We start from the raw sequence: 17,371 nt of genomic DNA on the forward strand, positions 1-17,371 counted from the left end.
TCGACCGTCGGCCGCACGGCCGTCAGGTCGATGCGTGCGTCGTCGAAAGACGCCACCAGTGCGGCCATCGAAGCCATCGGCGAAGGGGCCGGCGCGGGTGCCGGTGTGGCTGGCGCGGACACGGCACCGTCGGGCGCATCCTGCAGATCGAGCGTCGCATCGAACACATGGCTGCAGCGGCCGCAGCGCACCCAACCGTCCGAGATGCGAAGCTGGTCGCGCACCACCTTGAAGGTGGTGGTGCAGGCGGGGCAACGCGTGACGAGGCTCATGACCGGGCGATTGTAGGGTTGGGCCCTCGCCGTGCAGGCAGGTGCCCGGGGCACCCGCAGCGCGAGCGCCCGGCCGCGCGCCTCAGCAGCGCGCGGTCATGAGGATCCAGCCGTCCTCGGTGTCGCTGACTTCGAGCGCGGCGTACGGCGCGTAGGCCGCCTTCAGCTCGTCGGCCTGGCGCTCGAGGATGCCGGCCAGCACCAGCGAACCGCCGGCGGCCACATGGCTGCGCAGCAGCGGCGCCAGCACCTTGAGCGGCGTCGCGAGGATGTTGGCGAGCACCGTCTGGTACTCGCCCTGGGCCGCGTCGGGCAGGCCGGCGTTCAGTTGCACGCCGTTGGCTTCGGCATTGAGCCGGGTCGAGGAGACCGCGGCTTCGTCGATGTCGACGGCGTCGATGGCGCGCGCGCCGAACTTCGCCGCACCGATGGCCAGGATGCCGGAGCCGCAGCCGTAGTCGAGCACGCGCTGGACCGCAAAGGCGCCCTCTCCTTGCGTCGCGATCCAGCGCAGGCACATGCGCGTGGTCGGGTGCGTTCCGGTGCCGAAGGCCAGGCCCGGGTCGAGCCGGATCACCTGCTTGGCTTGCGCGGGCGGCTCGTGCCAGGTCGGCACGATCCAGAACTCGGGCGTGATCTCGACCGGTGCGAACTGCGATTGCGTGAGCCGCACCCAGTCCTGGTCAGGCACCGGTGCCACGCCGAGCACCGCACAACCGCCGAAGAGGTCCTGCAGCGCGAGCACCGAAGCCGCCTCGTTGGCAGCAGCTTCATCGGGGAACAGCGCGATCACGCGCGAACGCTGCCAGCCCTCCTTGGGCGGCGGCATGCCGGGCTCGCCGAACAGGGCCTGCTCGGCATCGGTTTGCGCGTCGGCGTCTTCGACCGACACGCTCAGCGCATCGAGTGCGTCGAGCGCATCGCCGAGCCATTCGACCCGGTCTTCCGGCGCCATCAGGCGGAGTTCAAACATACAGGGCGTTTTCGCGCGTGGACTCAGCGCTTGTGCGCTGCGAGCCACTCTTCGAGGTAGTGGATGTTCGTGCCGCCGCTCATGAACTTGGCGTCGACCATCAGCTCGCGGTGCAGCGGCATGTTGGTCTGGATGCCTTCGATCACGGTCTCGTTCAGGGCCGTGCGCATGCGCGCCATGGCCTGCTCGCGCGTGTCGCCGTACACGATGATCTTGCCGATCATCGAGTCGTAGTTCGGGGGCACGAAGTAGTTGGTGTACACGTGCGAGTCGACGCGAACGCCCGGGCCACCCGGCGGGTGCCACATGGTGATGCGACCCGGCGACGGCGTGAACTTCCACGGGTCTTCGGCGTTGATGCGCACCTCGATGGCGTGGCCGCGCATCTCGATCTGGCGCTGCGTGAACGGCAGCTTCTCGCCGGCGGCGACCATGATCTGCGTCTTCACGATGTCAATGCCGGTGGTGAACTCCGTGACCGGGTGCTCCACCTGCACGCGCGTGTTCATCTCGATGAAGTAGAACTCGCCGTTCTCGTACAGGAACTCGAAGGTGCCGGCGCCGCGGTAGCCAATCTTCTTGCAGGCCGCTGCACAGCGCTCGCCGATCTTCTCGATCAGCTTGCGCGGAATGCCGGGGGCCGGCGATTCCTCGATCACCTTCTGGTGGCGACGCTGCATGGAGCAGTCGCGCTCGCCCAGGTAGACGGCGTTCTTGTGCTTGTCCGCGAGGATCTGGATTTCGATGTGGCGCGGGTTCTGGAGAAACTTCTCCATGTACACGGCCGGGTTGTTGAAGGCCGCGCCGGCTTCCGCCTTGGTCATCTGGATCGCGTTGACCAGCGCCGCCTCGGTGTGCACCACGCGCATGCCGCGACCACCGCCGCCGCCTGCCGCCTTGATGATGACCGGATAACCGATCGCACGGGCGATGCGCTTGTTGGTGGCGGCGTCGTCGGACAGTTCGCCTTCCGAGCCGGGCACGCAAGGCACACCGGCCTTGATCATGGCCTGCTTGGCCGAGACCTTGTCACCCATCGTGCGGATGTTGTCGGGCGTCGGGCCGATGAACTGGAAGCCGCTTTGCTCCACGCGTTCGGCGAAATTGGCGTTCTCGCTCAGGAAACCGTAGCCGGGGTGAATGGCTTCGGCATCCGTCACCTCGGCGGCCGAAATGATGGCCGGCATGTTGAGGTAGCTCAGGCCTGACGGCGCGGGGCCGATGCAGACGGCTTCCTGTGCCAGCTTGACGTACTTGGCGTCGCGATCAGCCTCGGAATAGACCATCACGGCCTTGATGCCCATCTCGCTGCAGGCACGCTGAATCCGAAGGGCAATCTCGCCGCGATTGGCGACCAGAATCTTCTTGAACATGCTTACTCGATGATGAACAGCGGCTGGCCGTATTCGACCGCCTGGCCGTTTTCGCCGAGGATCTGGGTGATCGTGCCGGACTTGTCGGCCTCGATTTCGTTGAGGATCTTCATCGCCTCGATGATGCAGACCGTGTCGCCCTCGTTCACCTTGCTGCCGATTTCGACAAAGGCCGCAGCACCGGGGCTGGACGAACGGTAGAAGGTGCCGACCATCGGCGACTTCACGGCATGGCCGCTCGGGGCGGCTTCGACAGCGGGGGCAGCGGCGGCCGGGGCGACAGCACCAGCCACGGGCGCTGCCACAGCGGGCGCAGCGGCCAGGGTCTGCACGTACTGCACGGGGGCGGCACCGCCACCCTTGACGATGCGGACCTTGCCTTCGGTTTCGGTGATTTCCAGTTCGGAAATATTCGATTCGGACACCAGATCGATCAGTGTCTTGAGTTTGCGCAGATCCATGGGACTCCAGTGCCAGCTTTGCCGGTCTTTAGGAAAGAACTTGACCGAAAACCGTCGATTTTCGGCGTTTGGCGTCTAACGCCAGCTTGTGTATTTAAATTCTAACCGTGAACAAGTTGGCGTCGCCAAGCGTCCAGGTCGGTGGTTTCAAGCTTGCCCATTTTACGAGCCAGCACGGAACCATCGCCATGAAGCACCAGGGTGAACGGCAGGCCACCCCCGGTGTTGCCCAGATTCTTGACCAGTTCCATGCCCTGCAACCCGGCCAATGCGGTCGGATAGGTGACCGGCGTGCGCTGCAGGAACTTGCGCACGGCACTGGGTTGATCGATGGCCAACCCGACCACTTGCCAGCCGTTGGCGCCATGTTCGCGGAAAAAAGCGTCGATCATCGGCATTTCTTCGACGCAGGGCGGGCACCACGTGGCCCAGAAGTTGAGCAGCACGGGCTTGCCGCGCAGGCTCGTCAGCGCCAGCTCGCCGCCCTCGGGGCGCTCGAAGCGCTGGTCCCAGAACATGGCCGCATCGAGCTTTTCGCCGCCCGTCGCCGCCACGCCGCTGTCATTGCGCTCCCGCCACCAGGCGCCGGCCACGCCGGCCGCGGCAGCGACTGCCGCCACGCCGGCATACAGCATGCCGCGTCGTGTGGGCGTTGAAGTCATTCACTGGTCCTTTTCTTGTTCAATGCGTCGGCGCAGCGCGTTCAGGTCGCCGCGCGGCGCTCGCCCCTGGGCGTCGGGCTTGAGGGCGCCGCGCAGGTCGTCGAGGTCGTACACCAGCAGGTGCACCCCGATTTCCTCGCCCAGCGCCCGGCTCGGCGCGTGGACGCTGAGGGCTTCGACCTGTTCGCCATGGAAGCCGGTCACCATGCGCGGCTCGTAGTCCACGTGGTGATCGATCAGGGCGATTTCGGCCGACTTGGAATCATCGCAGAACAATTGAATATAAATGTCTGACAAACGTGTGGCCGTGCCATGCCAGACCGCGCCGCCCACATGCGGCCGAAACACGGCCATGCGCTCCATCCATTCGAGCGCGAGCAGACGCAGCGCGTGCAGTTCCTGGGGCTGGGTGTCGGCGCAGAAAAGCGCGATGTAGTCGCGCACCTCGACCTCGACCTCGTCGTTGTTGGGCAGCGCGGTGCGCGTCGGGAGGCTGAGTTCACGCAGCGCCCGGCGCTTGGCCGGGCCGTACTCGAGCCCCTCCTCGACGACGAGTCGGGCGGCAACGGCTGCGATCTCACGCTTGGACGTGTCCATCGGGGCATTTTGCCCGCTGCGAGCGTCCCTCACATGAACATCAGTACGGCGCCCGGGGCGAAGCGGCCGAGGCACCCGCAGCGCCTCCCTAGAATTGGCCGATGCACATTCATATTCTGGGTATCTGCGGCACGTTCATGGGCGGTGTGGCCGCCCTCGCACGCGAAGCAGGCCACCGGGTCACCGGCTGCGACGCCGGCGTGTACCCCCCGATGAGCGACCAGCTGCGCGCGCTCGGCATCGACCTGATCGAAGGCTTTGGCGCCGACCAGCTGGCCCTCGCCCCCGACATGTTCGTGGTCGGCAACGTGGTCTCGCGGGCCCGCCTGCCCGACGGCAGCCCCAAGTTCCCGCTGATGGAAGCCATCCTGGACGCCGGCAAGCCCTACACCAGCGGCCCGCAGTGGCTGGCCGAGCACGTGCTGCAGGGCCGGCACGTGCTGGCCGTGGCCGGCACGCACGGCAAGACGACCACCACCTCGATGCTGGCCTGGGTGCTCGAACAAGGCGGCAAGGCGCCCGGTTTCCTGGTCGGCGGCGTGCCGCTGGACTTCGGCGTGTCGGCCCGGTTGGGCGACGGCCCGGCCTTCGTGATCGAGGCCGACGAGTACGACACCGCCTTCTTCGACAAGCGCAGCAAGTTCGTTCACTACCGGCCGCGCACCGCGGTGCTGAACAACCTGGAGTTCGATCACGCCGACATCTTTGACGATCTGGCTGCCATCGAACGCCAGTTCCATCACCTCGTGCGCACCGTGCCCGGCACCGGGCGCCTGGTGGTGAACGCCACCGAAGAGAGCCTGCAGCGCGTGCTGGCCCAGGGCTGCTGGAGCGAGCTCGCCCGTTTCGGCGATGGCGGTCCGGCCACGGAATGGCAGGCGCGCGGCACGCACGACGCCTTCGACGTGCTGCACCGCGGCGAGGTGGTCGGCCGGGTCGAGTGGGCACTCTCGGGCCTGCACAACCAGATGAACGCGCTGGCCGCCATCGCGGCCGCCGACCACGTGGGCGTGCCGCCGGCCGACGCGGCCCGTGCGCTCGGGCGCTTTCGCAACGTGCGCCGACGCATGGAGCTGCGCGGCACGGTCGAGGGCACCGGCGGCGCGATCACCGTCTACGACGACTTCGCGCACCACCCCACGGCGATCCGCACCACGCTCGACGGTCTGCGCAAGAAGCTCGACGATGCCGGCAAGCAAAGTGAGCGCATCCTCGCGGCCTTCGAGCCGCGCAGCAATACGATGAAGCTGGGCGTGATGGCCGCGCAACTGCCATGGAGCCTGGAATCGGCCGACCTGTCGTTCTGCCACACGGCCGGTCTCGACTGGGACGCAGCCGCCGCGCTGGCGCCGATGGGCGCACGCGCCAAGGTCGCCGGTGCCATCGAGCCGCTGGTGCAGCAGGTGGTGGCCGCCGCGCGGCCGGGCGATCACATCGTCTGCATGAGCAACGGCGGCTTCGGCGGCGTGCACGAGAAACTGCTGGACGCCCTGCGCGCCGCCCACGGGTCATGAGCAGCATGCGCGCGCGTGAGCTGATCGACACCCTGAAGCTCCAGCCCCACCCCGAGGGCGGCTGGTACAGCGAGGTGTTCCGGTCGGCCGCGAGCGTGACGCCTGCTGACGGCCGCGCGTCGCGCAGCGCGCTGACCAGCATCTATTTCCTGCTCGAAGCCCACCAGCATTCGCGCTGGCACCGGGTGCTGTCCGATGAAGTCTGGGTGCATCTGGAAGGCGTGCCGCTGGCGCTGTGGACCTGCGATGCCGCGATGCGGACCGCGCCGGCCCACGTGAAGCTGGGCCCGGTCGATATCCACGGCACGCGCCCGCAGCACGTGGTGCCCGCCGGCCAATGGCAGGCCGCGCGCCCGATCCAGGGCCACGCGGCCGGCGACTACTCGCTGGTCGCCTGCATGGTCGGGCCGGGCTTCGACTTCGCGGATTTCTCGCTGGTGCCGCAGGGCAGCGACGAAGCGGCGTCGATGCGGCACCACTGGCCCGACCTGGCCCCCATGCTCTAACTAATTACCGGCTCAGCCCCGGCGCTGCTTGACCGCTTGAGACAAGGTCTCAAGCACCTGCACCGAATCGTCCCAGCCGATGCACGCATCGGTGATGCTCTTGCCGTACTCGAGGCCCGACAGCTGGTCCTTGCCCGGCGTGAACTTCTGGGCGCCCGCCTGCAGATGGCTTTCGATCATCACGCCAAACACGCGCTTGGAGCCACCGGCGATCTGGTCGGCGATGTCCTTCGCCACGTCGATCTGCTTCTGGTGCTGCTTGGAGCTGTTGGCGTGGCTGCAATCGACCATGAGCGTGGGCGGCAGCTTGGCGGCTTCGAGGTCCTTGCACGCGGCTTCGACGCTGGCGGCGTCGTAGTTCGGCGTCTTGCCGCCGCGCAGGATCACGTGGCAGTCGCGGTTGCCGTTGGTCTGCACGATCGCGACCTGGCCGTTCTTGTGCACCGACAGGAAGTGGTGGCCGCGTGCCGCCGCCTGGATGGCGTCGGTGGCGATGCGAATGTTGCCGTCGGTGCCGTTCTTGAAGCCGATCGGTGCCGAGAGGCCCGAGGCCAGCTCGCGGTGCACCTGGCTTTCGGTGGTGCGCGCACCGATGGCGCCCCAGGCGATCAGGTCGCCGATGTACTGCGGCGAGATCACGTCGAGGAATTCGCTGCCCGCCGGCAGGCCGATGCGGTTGATGTCGATCAGCAGCTGGCGTGCGATGCGCAGGCCTTCGTCGATGCGGTAGCTCTCGTCCAAGTACGGGTCGTTGATGAGCCCCTTCCAGCCGACCGTGGTGCGCGGCTTTTCGAAGTACACGCGCATCACGATTTCCAGCGTGCCGGCGTACTTGTCGCGCTCGGCCTTGAGGCGGCGGGCGTACTCGAGGGCCGCGGCCGGGTCGTGGATCGAACACGGGCCCATGATCACCAGCAGCCGGTCGTCCTTGCCGGCCATGATGTTGTGGATGCCACGGCGGGTGCCGGTGATCAGCGTTTCGATCGGCGTGCCGCGGATCGGGAAGAAGCGGATCAGATGTTCGGGAGGGGGGAGCACGTTGATGTCCTTGATGCGTTCGTCGTCGGTCTTGCTGGTTTTTTCGACGCTCGCATACCAGCTGTCGCCGGCGGGAGGGGTGTTCGTGCTCATGGTTCTCTTCCTTGTGGGTGTGAATGAAAAATCGTCAGGGCATAAAAAAACCGCCGGGGGCTTGAAGCCACCGGCGGTTCTGGGAGGGTGTTCGTTTGCTTTACGCGCTCGCCTCTCGTCCGCCGGAAACCGGGAACCAAAAGTAGGCAAAAAAGTAAGCGCGGAGGGCGGACATGTGGGCGGAATGTAGCACGGAAAATAAAAACCCGGCCGCGTGGCCGGGTCGGTGTTGTTTTTACCGGTAGCCCGATTCGTTGGCGTTGTGAATGATCCAGATCAGGTTGCCGCTGCTGAAATCGCCCATGCCGCCGCCCGCGAAGATCAGGCGGCCCTGGCCCTTGTAGGTCATCTCGAAACGGTGACGATCGCTGCCGAAGTAGAACGGAATCCAGGCCTTGCCCGTCATGTAGGCGCCCTGGTCGGTGGGCTGGCCGGCGAGGTCGGTGACCTGCTTGGTGCTCATGCCGATCTGCAGACGCGTGAACTTGCTGTTGCGCGCCGGGTTGCCGGTGATCTCGCCTTCGTAGCCGTTCATGCCCTTGACGGTGCGGCCGCTGCCGGCCTCGACCTTGGACGAGTCGACCACGTTGCCACGGGCGTCCAAGCCGGCCTTCGAACCGCTGGGCGCCGCGGGCGCTGCAGCAGCGGGTGCCGGTGCGGCGGCGGGCTGGCTGCCCGAACTGCCGCGCGATGCGCAACCGACGGTGGCCAGCGCCACCACGGCGGTCACAGCCCACAGCACGGCGGGCGAATTGATCCTGTTCCCCATTGAGATGCTCCTTGATTCGTCGTTCGCAAAAAAGGAGCGCAGCTTAGCAACCGAAGGAAACAGCCGGCAAGTGCCGAAAGTCCTAAGCCGTTCCACCTACGGTCAGGCCATCGATGCGAAGGGTCGGCTGGCCGACGCCGACGGGCACGCTCTGGCCCTCTTTGCCGCAGGTGCCGACGCCCGAATCGAGCGCCATGTCGTTGCCGATCATGGTCACGCGGGTGAGCGCGTCGGGGCCGTTGCCCACGATGGTCGCGCCCTTCACCGGGTACTGGATCTTGCCGTTCTCGACCCAGAAGGCCTCGCTGGCCGAGAACACGAACTTGCCGCTCGTGATGTCGACCTGCCCGCCGCCGAAGTTGGTGGCGTACAGGCCCTTCTTGATGCTGGCGACGATTTCCTTCGGGTCCTTGTCGCCGCCCAGCATGTAGGTGTTGGTCATGCGCGGCATCGGGACGTGGGCGTAGCTCTCGCGGCGACCGTTGCCCGTGGGCTTGACCTTCATGAGGCGCGCGTTCATCGAGTCCTGGATGTAGCCCTTGAGGATGCCGTCCTCGATCAGCACGTTGCGCTGGCTGGCGTGGCCTTCGTCGTCCACGTTGAGCGAGCCGCGGCGGTCGGCGATGGTGCCGTCATCGAGCACCGTGACACCCTTGGCCGCCACGCGCTGGCCGATGCGGCCCGAGAACGCGCTCGAGCCCTTGCGGTTGAAGTCGCCCTCCAGGCCGTGGCCGATGGCTTCGTGCAGCAGGATGCCGGGCCAGCCGGAGCCGAGCACCACCGTCATCTCGCCGGCCGGGGCCGGGCGGGCGTCGAGGTTGGTCAGCGCGGCCTTCACGGCGTGGTCGACGTACTCGGCGATCTGCTCGTCGGTGAAGTAAGCCAGGCCAAAACGCCCGCCGCCGCCGCCCGAACCGACTTCGCGGCGCCCGTTCTGCTCGGCGATCACGGTGACCGACAACCGCACCAGCGGGCGCACATCGGCCGCCAGCGTGCCGTCGGCGCGCGCCACCAGGATCACGTCGTACTCGCTGGCCAGGCCGGCCATGACCTGCGCCACGCGCGGATCGCGCGAACGGGCCAGCTTCTCGACCCGTTCGAGCAGCTTGACCTTGGCGGTGCTGTCGAGCGTGGAAATGGGATCGACGCCGTTGTAGAGCGAGCGGCTCGCGGCGATCTTGCGGGCGGGCGTCTTCACGCGGGCCGTGCGACCGGCGGAGGAAATGGAGCGCACCGTGCGCGCCGCGTCGAGCAGCGAAGCCTCGGAGATGTCGTCCGAGTAGGCAAAAGCGGTTTTCTCGCCGCTCACGGCGCGCACGCCGACGCCCTGGTCGATGCTGAAGCTGCCGGTCTTGACGATGCCTTCCTCGAGGCTCCAGCCCTCGCTGCGGGTGTACTGGAAGTACAGGTCGGCATCGTCCACGCGGTGCGCGGTGATCTCGGCCAGTGCCTTGCTCAGGTGCGATTCGTCCAGGCCGAACGGCGTGAGCAGGAGCTGTTGCGCTATAGCCAAGCGCTCGATGGTGGGTTCGCGAGAGATCATGGCTGCCATTCTAGGCAGCCGCCCCCGTCCGTGCCGCCCCGGGGGACTCTAGTTCTGGGACAGTTTTCGCGCCCGGGCGATCGACATCAGCAGCCCCAGCCCCAGCCCCAGCGTGACCATGGCGGTGCCGCCGTAGCTGATGAACGGCAGCGGCACGCCCACCACCGGCAGGATGCCGCTGACCATGCCCATGTTCACGAAGGCGTAGGTGAAGAAGATCATGGTCACCGCCCCGGCCAGCAGGCGCGAGAACAGCGTGGTCGCGTTCAGCGCAATGGTCAGCCCGCGGAAGATGAGCAGGATGAAGGCCGCGATCAGCGCCAGGTTGCCGATCAGGCCGAATTCCTCGGAATACGCCGCGAAGATGAAGTCGGTGGTGCGCTCGGGAATGAACTCGAGGTGCGTCTGCGTGCCCTGCATGAAGCCCTTGCCGCCGACGCCGCCCGAGCCGATGGCGATCATTCCCTGGATGATGTGGAAGCCTTTGCCCAGTGGGTCTTTGCTGGGGTCGAGCAGCGTGCACACGCGTTGCTTCTGGTAGTCGTGCAGCACGCGCCAGTCGACGCCGTCGACGCACAGCCGCGACTCGAAACCGACGATGAGCGTGATGGCCACCGCGCCGATCACCACCGGCGGCACGATGAGCTTCCACGGCAGTCCGGCAAAGAAGATCACGGCCAGCCCGGCCGCCAGCACCAGCAGCGAGGTGCCCAGGTCGGGCTGCTTCATGATGAGCCCGACCGGCACCGCCAGCAGCACCGTCGCCACCACGAAGTCGAGCGGCCGCAGCTGGCCTTCGCGGCGCTGGAACCACCAGGCCAGCATCAGGGGCATCGCGATTTTCAGGATTTCGCTGGGCTGGATCACCACGCCCACATTGATCCAGCGCTGGGCGCCCTTCTTGGTGATGCCGAACAGCGCCACCGCAATCAGCAGCGCCACCCCCGCCGCGTAGAGCGGCACCGCAAACACCATGAGCCGCTGGGGCGGCACCTGCGCCACCACGAACATGATGCCCCCGGCCAGCAGCATGTTGCGGCCATGGTCGAGAAAACGCGTGCCATGGTCATAGCCGGAGGAATACATGGTGAGCAGCCCGGCAAAGACGAGCAGCAGCACGGCAAAGGCCAGGAAGCCGTCGAAGCCCTGGAAGATGGGCGCAATGCGACGCGCCAGGGAGGGCTGATTGAACACGGCAGACATGATGGGGGCGGATTATCCGCGCCCCGCCGCCCCGATCAGTCGAAACCGAGCTGAACGACCGTGCGCCCCGGTCGGCTTTCGAGCGCCAGGCGGGCCCCGATGGCGGCGGCGCGCTTCGACAGCGCCTTCGGCACCTCCGCGGCGTCGAAGCCCACGCCGTTGTCGATCACGCGCAAGTGCACGCCGCCGCCGCGCGCGTCGGCCTCGATGCGCAGCGCGCTCGCGTGGGCGTGCTGCAGCACGTTCGAGATGGCCTCGAACAGCAAAAACTGCAGCTGCCGCGTGGCGTGGGCGTCGAGCTGCGTCACCGGGGGCAGCTCGTCCACGCCCCATTCGAAGGCGATGTCGGCGGCGGCCAGCCGGGGCTCCAGCCGGTAGCGCAGCGCCGCCAGCAGCGCGCCGACATCGCCGGGCGGCAGGTGGATGGAGTCGATCGACAGCTTGAGCTGGTCGAGCGAGTCGCGCAGGGTGCGCAGCAGCTCTTCGGGGCTGGTCTGGCCCGACTGCAGCTGGCGGATCGCCGAGCTGATGTGCGAGCCCACGCCGTCGTGCATGTCGCGCAAGATGCGCTCGCGCTCGTGGGTGCGCGCCTGGTCGCGCGCCACCTCCTCCAGCTCGGCGTAGGTAGCCGCCAGTTCGCGCTCGCGCTGCGCCACCCGGTCGGCCAGCATCTTGACCCAGCCGCGCGCCTGCACGCTGGCAAAGTGAAAGCGCCGCAGCACGATGAGCAGCAGCGCCACGCCGAACAGCACCGAGGTGTAGCGCACCCAGGTGGTTTCGCCGTAGGCGTCGCTCAGGCGGATCACCAGCCAGTCGCGCACGCCGAAGGCCACCGTGACCAGCGCGGCGCCGGCCACCAGCAGCCGCTCGACACTGGGCCGGTGCACCGTGGCGACGGCAAAGGCGATCACGAAGCCGACGACGATGGTGATCTCGACTGCCAGCCAGGCCGTGAGCCAGCGCGGCTCCTCGCGGTTCAGTGCCAGCCAGGTGAACACCACGGTGCCGGCCACCACGGCCGCCATCGGCCAGCGCGCCCAACGCAGGCGCGGGTTCTGCGCCCAGTCGGCGAGGTGGTAGCAGAACATCATGGCCGACGCGGCCCAGCCCGCGTAGCAGCCGGCCATCAGCACGCCCCAGAGCTGCCACGGCAGCGGCGGCTCGGGAATCATGGCGTCGGCCACCCGCACGGCCCAGCAGAACTCGGCGAGCGCGGCCCAGAAATAGAGGGCGTCGCGCTGGCGGCGGCCGGTCGCGCCGGTGTCGACCTGCGTGAACCACAGCGCCAGCGCGATGCTGCCGACGATGAGGCTGAACGCCGTCAGCAGCACCGACCCCGTGAAGCGCCACGCATAGGCGCGCTCGAACAGCGCGGTGCGCACCGGCGTCGCCGGCCCGATGGTGAGGCGCGACAGGCCCGCGCGCCGTTCGCTGTCGGCGCGGATGCGGATCTGCAGCAGGTTCTCGCCCTCTTTCAGCAGCCGCCCGGGCACCGGCACGTAGACGGGGGCCTTGGCGTAGTCGGCGCGGTTGCCCTGGCTGAGGTCACCATAGGCCTGCAGCAGCGCGCCGTTGAGCTGCACTTCGAAGACGCTGCCGGCGCGGGGAATGAAGACGCCCCAGGGCACCTCGGACACAGCCTCGACCCGGAACGGCAGGTCGAAGCTCGCGAAGCCGGTGCGGCCGCGGTGCCGACGGTCCCAGTGATACGACAGGTCGACCGCTTCGGTCTGCGCGACACCGTCGATGGTGGTGGTCACCATGGCGTGGCGCAGCTCGATCGGCCCCTGCGCCTCGGCGGCGGCAGCGCCCCCCGCGGCAAACAGCGCCGCCTGCCCCAGCAGGCACAGGAACGCCAGCCGCCTCAGCATCCGTCCTCAGCCCGGGTGGGACAGCAGGCCGAGGCGCGTGGCCTCGAACACCGCTTCGCTCTTGGAATGCACCGCGAGCTTGCCGTAGAGGTTCTTGATGTGGGTCTGCACCGTGTGCACGCTCAGCCCCTTGAGGCGCGCGATCTCGGCGTACGAGAAGCCGCGCGCAATCAGCGTCAGCACCTCGTGTTCGCGCGCCGACAGCAGGCCGCGGTCGCTCTCGTCGGGTGCCGACTCTGCCGGCGCCGCGCCGGCGCCCCCCGGAACGGCCGCCTGCAGGCTGCTGCGGTACTTGGCGAGCACGCGGCGCGCGATCATGGGCGAGATCGGCGAGGCGCCGGCCTTCATCTCGACGATGGTCTGCGCGATGTCTTCCGGTGCGGCGTCCTTGTGGATGTAGCCCACGGCGCCGGCCTCGATGCTGGCGAGCACGTTCTCTTCGTCACCGAAGACCGACACCACCAGTGGCTCGCAGCCGGGAAAGCGCGCGACGGCGTCGCGGATCACGTCGAGCCCGGTGCCGTCGGGCATGCCGAGATCGACCAGCAGCACATCGGGGATGGTTGCGGTGGCGGCCAGCCAGCTGCGCGCTTCCTGCACCGTGCCGGCGCTGCCGAGCCAGAACAGGCGCGGGCTGCGCTGCACGCTCGCTTCGAAGAAGGCGCGTGCGCGGCTGTCGTCCTCCACCACGAGCACGCCCCAGCGGCGTGGCATCCCGTCATCCTGTGCCTCGGTATTCATGGGTTGAAGCATAAGCCTCGACACCTGCTGCCACGCCCGGCGAACCTCACCCGTTCATGGGATGCCCCGTGCCAGATGCGTCACGAAACTTGTCGCATCTCTTCCCCCTGCGCCGCACCGTGAATACTTTCGAATTCCAGACACGTGCTTGTCGCCTCGTCATTGGCTGATTCGCAGGGATTTGTGGGGTCACCACACCAGCAGCGGCGCGGACCTCATGCAAAATTGTCTGAACCCGGCCACGGGGCGCGCCCTGCGCACCGCCAGTCACCTTCTCCCATGGACCCGCAAACCACCCATCTGTTGTACCTGCACGGCTTCCGCTCGTCGCCCCGCTCCACCAAGGCGCGGCTGGTGGCGAAGCACGTGGCACAAGAGCATCCGAACCTGGAGTGGTGGTGTCCGCAACTGCCACCGTCGCCGCACGACGCCATCGACATGGTGATGAAGGGCATCGCAGACTGGCCACGCAAATCGATGGCGGTGATCGGCTCGTCGCTCGGCGGTTTCTACGCCACCTACGTCGCCGGCATGACCCGCTGCCGTGCCGTGCTGCTCAACCCCGCGGTGCACCCGGCGCGCGACCTCACGCGCTACATCGGCAGCCAGACCGCCTGGCACGACCCGGCCGAGCACTTCTATTTCCAGCCGGAGTTCATCCAGGAACTGCGCGCCATGGAAATCGGCGCGCTCACGCGGCCGGAGCGCCTGTTCGCGATCATCGCCAAGGGCGACGAAGCGCTCGACTGGCACGAGATGTCGGCACGCTATCCCGACAGCCGCATCAAGCTGCTCGAGGGCGGCGACCATGCGCTGTCCGACTTCGAAAAAGCGCACCTGGCCGACGTGATGGCCTTCATCAACCCTGTTTAGGGCGCGCGCCGCCGGCCGGGGCGGCGGCTCCGGGGTGGCCGAGTCGTGGACAATCGCGGCATGTTTGTATTGTTTGAAGAAGCCGGTAAATACCTCGGCGGCCGCGTCCTGTCGGAAGCCGAAGCCTCGGCACAGGTCGAGCTCGAGACCGGCAAGCGCGTCAAGGTCAAGGGCGCCAACATCGTTCTGCGTTTCGAGAAACCGGCCCCGGCCGAGCTGATGGCCGAGGCGCGCGCGCTGGCCGCAGCCATGGACCTCGACCTCGCCTGGGAATTCGCAGCCGAAGGCGAGTTCGGCTTTGCCGACCTGGCCGCCGACTATTTCAGCGCGAAGCCCACGCTCGCGCAGCAGGCCGCCGCGCTGTTCGCGCTGTTCGAGGCGCCGCACTACTTCCGCCGCGCGGGCAAGGGGCGCTTCAAGAAGGCGCCCGCCGAGATCGTGCAGCAGGCGCTGGCCGCCATCGAGAAGAAGAAAGCCATCCAGGCGCAGATCGTCGAATGGGCCGGCCAGCTCGCCGAGGGCGTGTGCCCGCCGGCGATCCGCGAGCAGCTCTACAAGATCCTGTTCAAGCCCGACAAGAACGCGCCCGAGTACAAGGCCGTGGTCGATGCCGCGCGCGCCACGCAGCGCCCGCCGCTCGACCTGCTGGAGCGTGCCGGCGCCATCGATTCGCCCTACCAGTTCCACTGGCGGCGCTTCCTGTTCGAGAACTTCCCCAAGGGCACCGGCTTTCCCGCGCTCGCGGCGCCGGCCGTCGCCGACGACCTGCCGCTGGCCGAAGGCGTGCGGGCCTTCTCGATCGACGACTCGCAGACCACCGAAATCGACGACGCGCTGTCCGTGCAGGGCATGGGCAGCGGCACCATCACGGTCGGCATCCACATCGCGGCGCCGGGCCTGGCGCTGACGCCAGGCAGCGCCATCGACGCCGTGGCGCGCGCGCGCATGTCCACCGTGTACATGCCGGGCTACAAGATCACCATGCTGCCCGACGAGGTGGTCGACACCTACACGCTGCTCGAAGGCGGCGACCGCCCGGCCGTGTCGCTCTATGCGCGCTTCGACGAAGCCACGCTGGAGCTGCAAGGCACCGAGACCAAGCTCGAGCGCGTGCCGATCGTCGCCAACCTGCGCCACGACCAGCTCGATGCTGTCGTCACGCAGCCCTGGCTCGAAGACGCCACCTTCAATTCGGACAACACGCCCGACGCCGCCGCGAAGCTGCGCGCGCCGCTGAGCTTCCTGTTCCGCCTCGCCAAGCACCTGAAGGCGCAGCGCGAAGTGGTGCGCGGCAAGCCCGAGAACTTCAGCCGGCCCGACTACAACTTCCGCCTCGTCGGCAACGACGGCGCCGAGCCCACCGGCAACGAGCAGGTGCAGATCACCACGCGCCAGCGCGGCGCGCCGCTCGACCTGATCGTGTCCGAGGCCATGATCCTGGCCAACAGCAGCTGGGGCGGCTGGCTCGGCGAACTCGGCGTGCCCGGCCTGTACCGCAGCCAGGCCAGCCTGGCGCCCGGCATCAAGGTGCGCATGGGCACGCGCGCGCTGCCGCACGCGGGCCTGGGCGTGAAGAGCTACGCCTGGAGCACCTCGCCGCTGCGCCGCTACACCGACCTCGTGAACCAGTGGCAGATCATCGCGGCCGCGCGCCACGGCAAGACCGCCGCGCTGGCCGCGCCCTTCAAGCCGAAGGACGCCGACCTGTTCTCGATCCTTTCGGGCTTCGACGCCGCCTATGCCACGTACAACGCCTATCAGGGCGGCATGGAGCGCTTCTGGACGCTCAAGTACCTGCAGCAGAACGGCATCACCGAGCTCGAAGCGACGGTCATCAAGGACATCCCCAACGGTGCGCTGGTGCGTGCCGATGCGCTGCCGCTGGTGTTCCCGGTGGCGGGCCAGCAGGAGCGCGGCGCCCGCGTGCGCGTGAAGCTCGGCGAGATCGACGAGATCGCGCTCGACGTGAGCGGCACCGTGCTCGAACGCTTCGACATGCCGAAAACCGATGCTGCGGCCGATGAAAGCGGCGGCGAGGACGACGAAGAAGAAGTCGCCGGCCCGATCGCCATCGCGGTCGACCTGAGCGACAGCGAAGCCGCACCCGACCCGACGACGACCGCGCCTGCATGACCCCCGGTCGAACGACCGGAGACACGCGCCCCCTGGAGGAGTTTCGAGAATGAATCTCAAGGACCTCAGCACGCTGCAGATCGCTCTGGGCGTGTCGGTCATCGCGCATGCCGCGTTGCTCGCAGTGCGCTTCGTCGATCCCGAATCGTTCAACCGGGTCTTCAGCGAAACCCCGCTCGAAGTGATCCTGGTCAACAGCAAGACCAACGACAAGCCCGACCCCTCGGCGCGCGTGATGGCGCAGACCACGCTCGCGGGCGGCGGCGATCTCGACAAGGGCCGCGCCACCAGCCCGCTGCCGCCGTCGAGCTTCACCACCATGGGCGACTCGTTCGAGGAATCGCGCCGCCAGGTCGAGGCCATGCAGGCCCAGCAGATGCAGATGCTGGCGCAGCTCAAGCGCGAACTGGCCGCCATGCCCGTGCCCGATCCGCGCCAGGCCGGCGACCCGACCGAGGCTGCCGCGCGCGAGGAAAAGCGCCGCCAGATGGTCGCGCTGCTCGCCGAGATCGAACGCCGCGTGAACGAGGAAAACGCGCGCCCCAAGAAGCGCTACCTGAGCCCCGCCACGCGCGAGGCCGCCTACGCGCTGTACGTCGACACGCTGCGCCGGCGCATCGAGGTCAAGGGCACCGAGAACTTCCCGACCGCAGCCGGCAAGAAGCTCTACGGCGAACTCAAGATGACCGTCACCATCAACCACGACGGGCGCGTGCTCGATGCCGTGGTCGACGAAAGCTCGGGCAACA

General features: G+C 67.8%; 17 protein-coding genes. 5 read left to right on the forward strand and 12 right to left on the reverse strand.

Going from position 1 to position 17,371, the window contains the following annotated elements; translation table 11 throughout:
• From AAG801_RS30405 to AAG801_RS30430, 6 genes are all read right to left on the reverse strand, one after another.
• On the reverse strand, nt 1-272 hold a 272-nt coding region (locus AAG801_RS30405), incomplete at its 3' end, for a zinc-ribbon domain-containing protein (protein ID WP_341891734.1).
• Nucleotides 273-354: 82 nt separating this feature from the next.
• On the reverse strand, nt 355-1,245 hold the full coding sequence (gene prmA, locus AAG801_RS30410; RefSeq protein WP_341891735.1) for a 50S ribosomal protein L11 methyltransferase: 891 nt from the start codon (nt 1,243-1,245) through the stop codon (nt 355-357).
• Nucleotides 1,246-1,268: 23 nt separating this feature from the next.
• Complete coding sequence (accC, locus tag AAG801_RS30415; RefSeq protein ID WP_099795103.1) at nt 1,269-2,618, reverse strand: acetyl-CoA carboxylase biotin carboxylase subunit; 1,350 nt, start codon at nt 2,616-2,618, stop codon at nt 1,269-1,271.
• A gap of 2 nt (nt 2,619-2,620) precedes the next feature.
• Complete coding sequence (gene accB / locus AAG801_RS30420) at nt 2,621-3,079, reverse strand: acetyl-CoA carboxylase biotin carboxyl carrier protein (protein ID WP_341891736.1); 459 nt, start codon at nt 3,077-3,079, stop codon at nt 2,621-2,623.
• A 101-nt stretch (nt 3,080-3,180) separates the two neighbouring features.
• Nucleotides 3,181-3,741, reverse strand: coding sequence for a TlpA disulfide reductase family protein (locus tag AAG801_RS30425; protein WP_101491178.1), 561 nt, complete (start codon nt 3,739-3,741; stop codon nt 3,181-3,183).
• On the reverse strand, nt 3,742-4,338 hold the full coding sequence (locus tag AAG801_RS30430) for a hypothetical protein (RefSeq protein WP_341891737.1): 597 nt from the start codon (nt 4,336-4,338) through the stop codon (nt 3,742-3,744).
• Between the two features lie 101 nt (nt 4,339-4,439).
• Between AAG801_RS30430 and mpl the strand changes: the two genes are divergently transcribed.
• Together mpl and AAG801_RS30440 are read left to right on the forward strand one after the other, a co-directional pair.
• Nucleotides 4,440-5,852, forward strand: coding sequence for a UDP-N-acetylmuramate:L-alanyl-gamma-D-glutamyl-meso-diaminopimelate ligase (gene mpl / locus AAG801_RS30435; protein ID WP_341891738.1), 1,413 nt, complete (start codon nt 4,440-4,442; stop codon nt 5,850-5,852).
• Nucleotides 5,849-6,358, forward strand: coding sequence for a cupin domain-containing protein (locus tag AAG801_RS30440; RefSeq protein WP_341891739.1), 510 nt, complete (start codon nt 5,849-5,851; stop codon nt 6,356-6,358). The genes mpl and AAG801_RS30440 overlap by 4 nt, the downstream gene beginning before the upstream one ends.
• A gap of 12 nt (nt 6,359-6,370) precedes the next feature.
• Here AAG801_RS30440 and AAG801_RS30445 read toward each other — a convergent pair whose 3' ends face one another.
• The 6 genes from AAG801_RS30445 to AAG801_RS30470 form a co-directional block, all read right to left on the reverse strand.
• On the reverse strand, nt 6,371-7,489 hold the full coding sequence (locus AAG801_RS30445) for a 3-deoxy-7-phosphoheptulonate synthase (protein ID WP_341891740.1): 1,119 nt from the start codon (nt 7,487-7,489) through the stop codon (nt 6,371-6,373).
• A 235-nt stretch (nt 7,490-7,724) separates the two neighbouring features.
• Entirely contained in the window at nt 7,725-8,258 is a 534-nt protein-coding gene (locus tag AAG801_RS30450; RefSeq protein WP_341891741.1) for a hypothetical protein, read from the reverse strand.
• 82 nt (nt 8,259-8,340) lie between these two features.
• Nucleotides 8,341-9,801 carry a metalloprotease TldD gene (tldD, locus tag AAG801_RS30455; protein WP_099795095.1) on the reverse strand — a complete coding sequence of 487 codons (1,461 nt, stop codon included), beginning with the start codon at nt 9,799-9,801 and terminating at the stop codon, nt 8,341-8,343.
• 48 nt (nt 9,802-9,849) lie between these two features.
• Complete coding sequence (gene rodA / locus AAG801_RS30460; protein ID WP_101491183.1) at nt 9,850-11,004, reverse strand: rod shape-determining protein RodA; 1,155 nt, start codon at nt 11,002-11,004, stop codon at nt 9,850-9,852.
• Nucleotides 11,005-11,039: 35 nt separating this feature from the next.
• Nucleotides 11,040-12,875, reverse strand: a complete 1,836-nt coding sequence (locus AAG801_RS30465) for an ATP-binding protein (protein ID WP_341891742.1) — start codon at nt 12,873-12,875, stop codon at nt 11,040-11,042.
• A gap of 6 nt (nt 12,876-12,881) precedes the next feature.
• Complete coding sequence (locus AAG801_RS30470; RefSeq protein ID WP_341891743.1) at nt 12,882-13,628, reverse strand: response regulator transcription factor; 747 nt, start codon at nt 13,626-13,628, stop codon at nt 12,882-12,884.
• Nucleotides 13,629-13,895: 267 nt separating this feature from the next.
• Between AAG801_RS30470 and AAG801_RS30475 the strand changes: the two genes are divergently transcribed.
• From AAG801_RS30475 to AAG801_RS30485, 3 genes are all read left to right on the forward strand, one after another.
• Nucleotides 13,896-14,489: a YqiA/YcfP family alpha/beta fold hydrolase gene (locus AAG801_RS30475; protein ID WP_192194983.1), complete on the forward strand. Its 594-nt coding sequence runs from the start codon at nt 13,896-13,898 to the stop codon at nt 14,487-14,489.
• 60 nt (nt 14,490-14,549) lie between these two features.
• Entirely contained in the window at nt 14,550-16,622 is a 2,073-nt protein-coding gene (locus AAG801_RS30480) for an RNB domain-containing ribonuclease (protein ID WP_341891744.1), read from the forward strand.
• 49 nt (nt 16,623-16,671) lie between these two features.
• Nucleotides 16,672-17,371: energy transducer TonB (locus AAG801_RS30485; protein ID WP_341891745.1), on the forward strand; the 700-nt coding region annotated here is incomplete at its 3' end.

Source organism: Variovorax sp. YR752 (assembly GCF_943372545.1).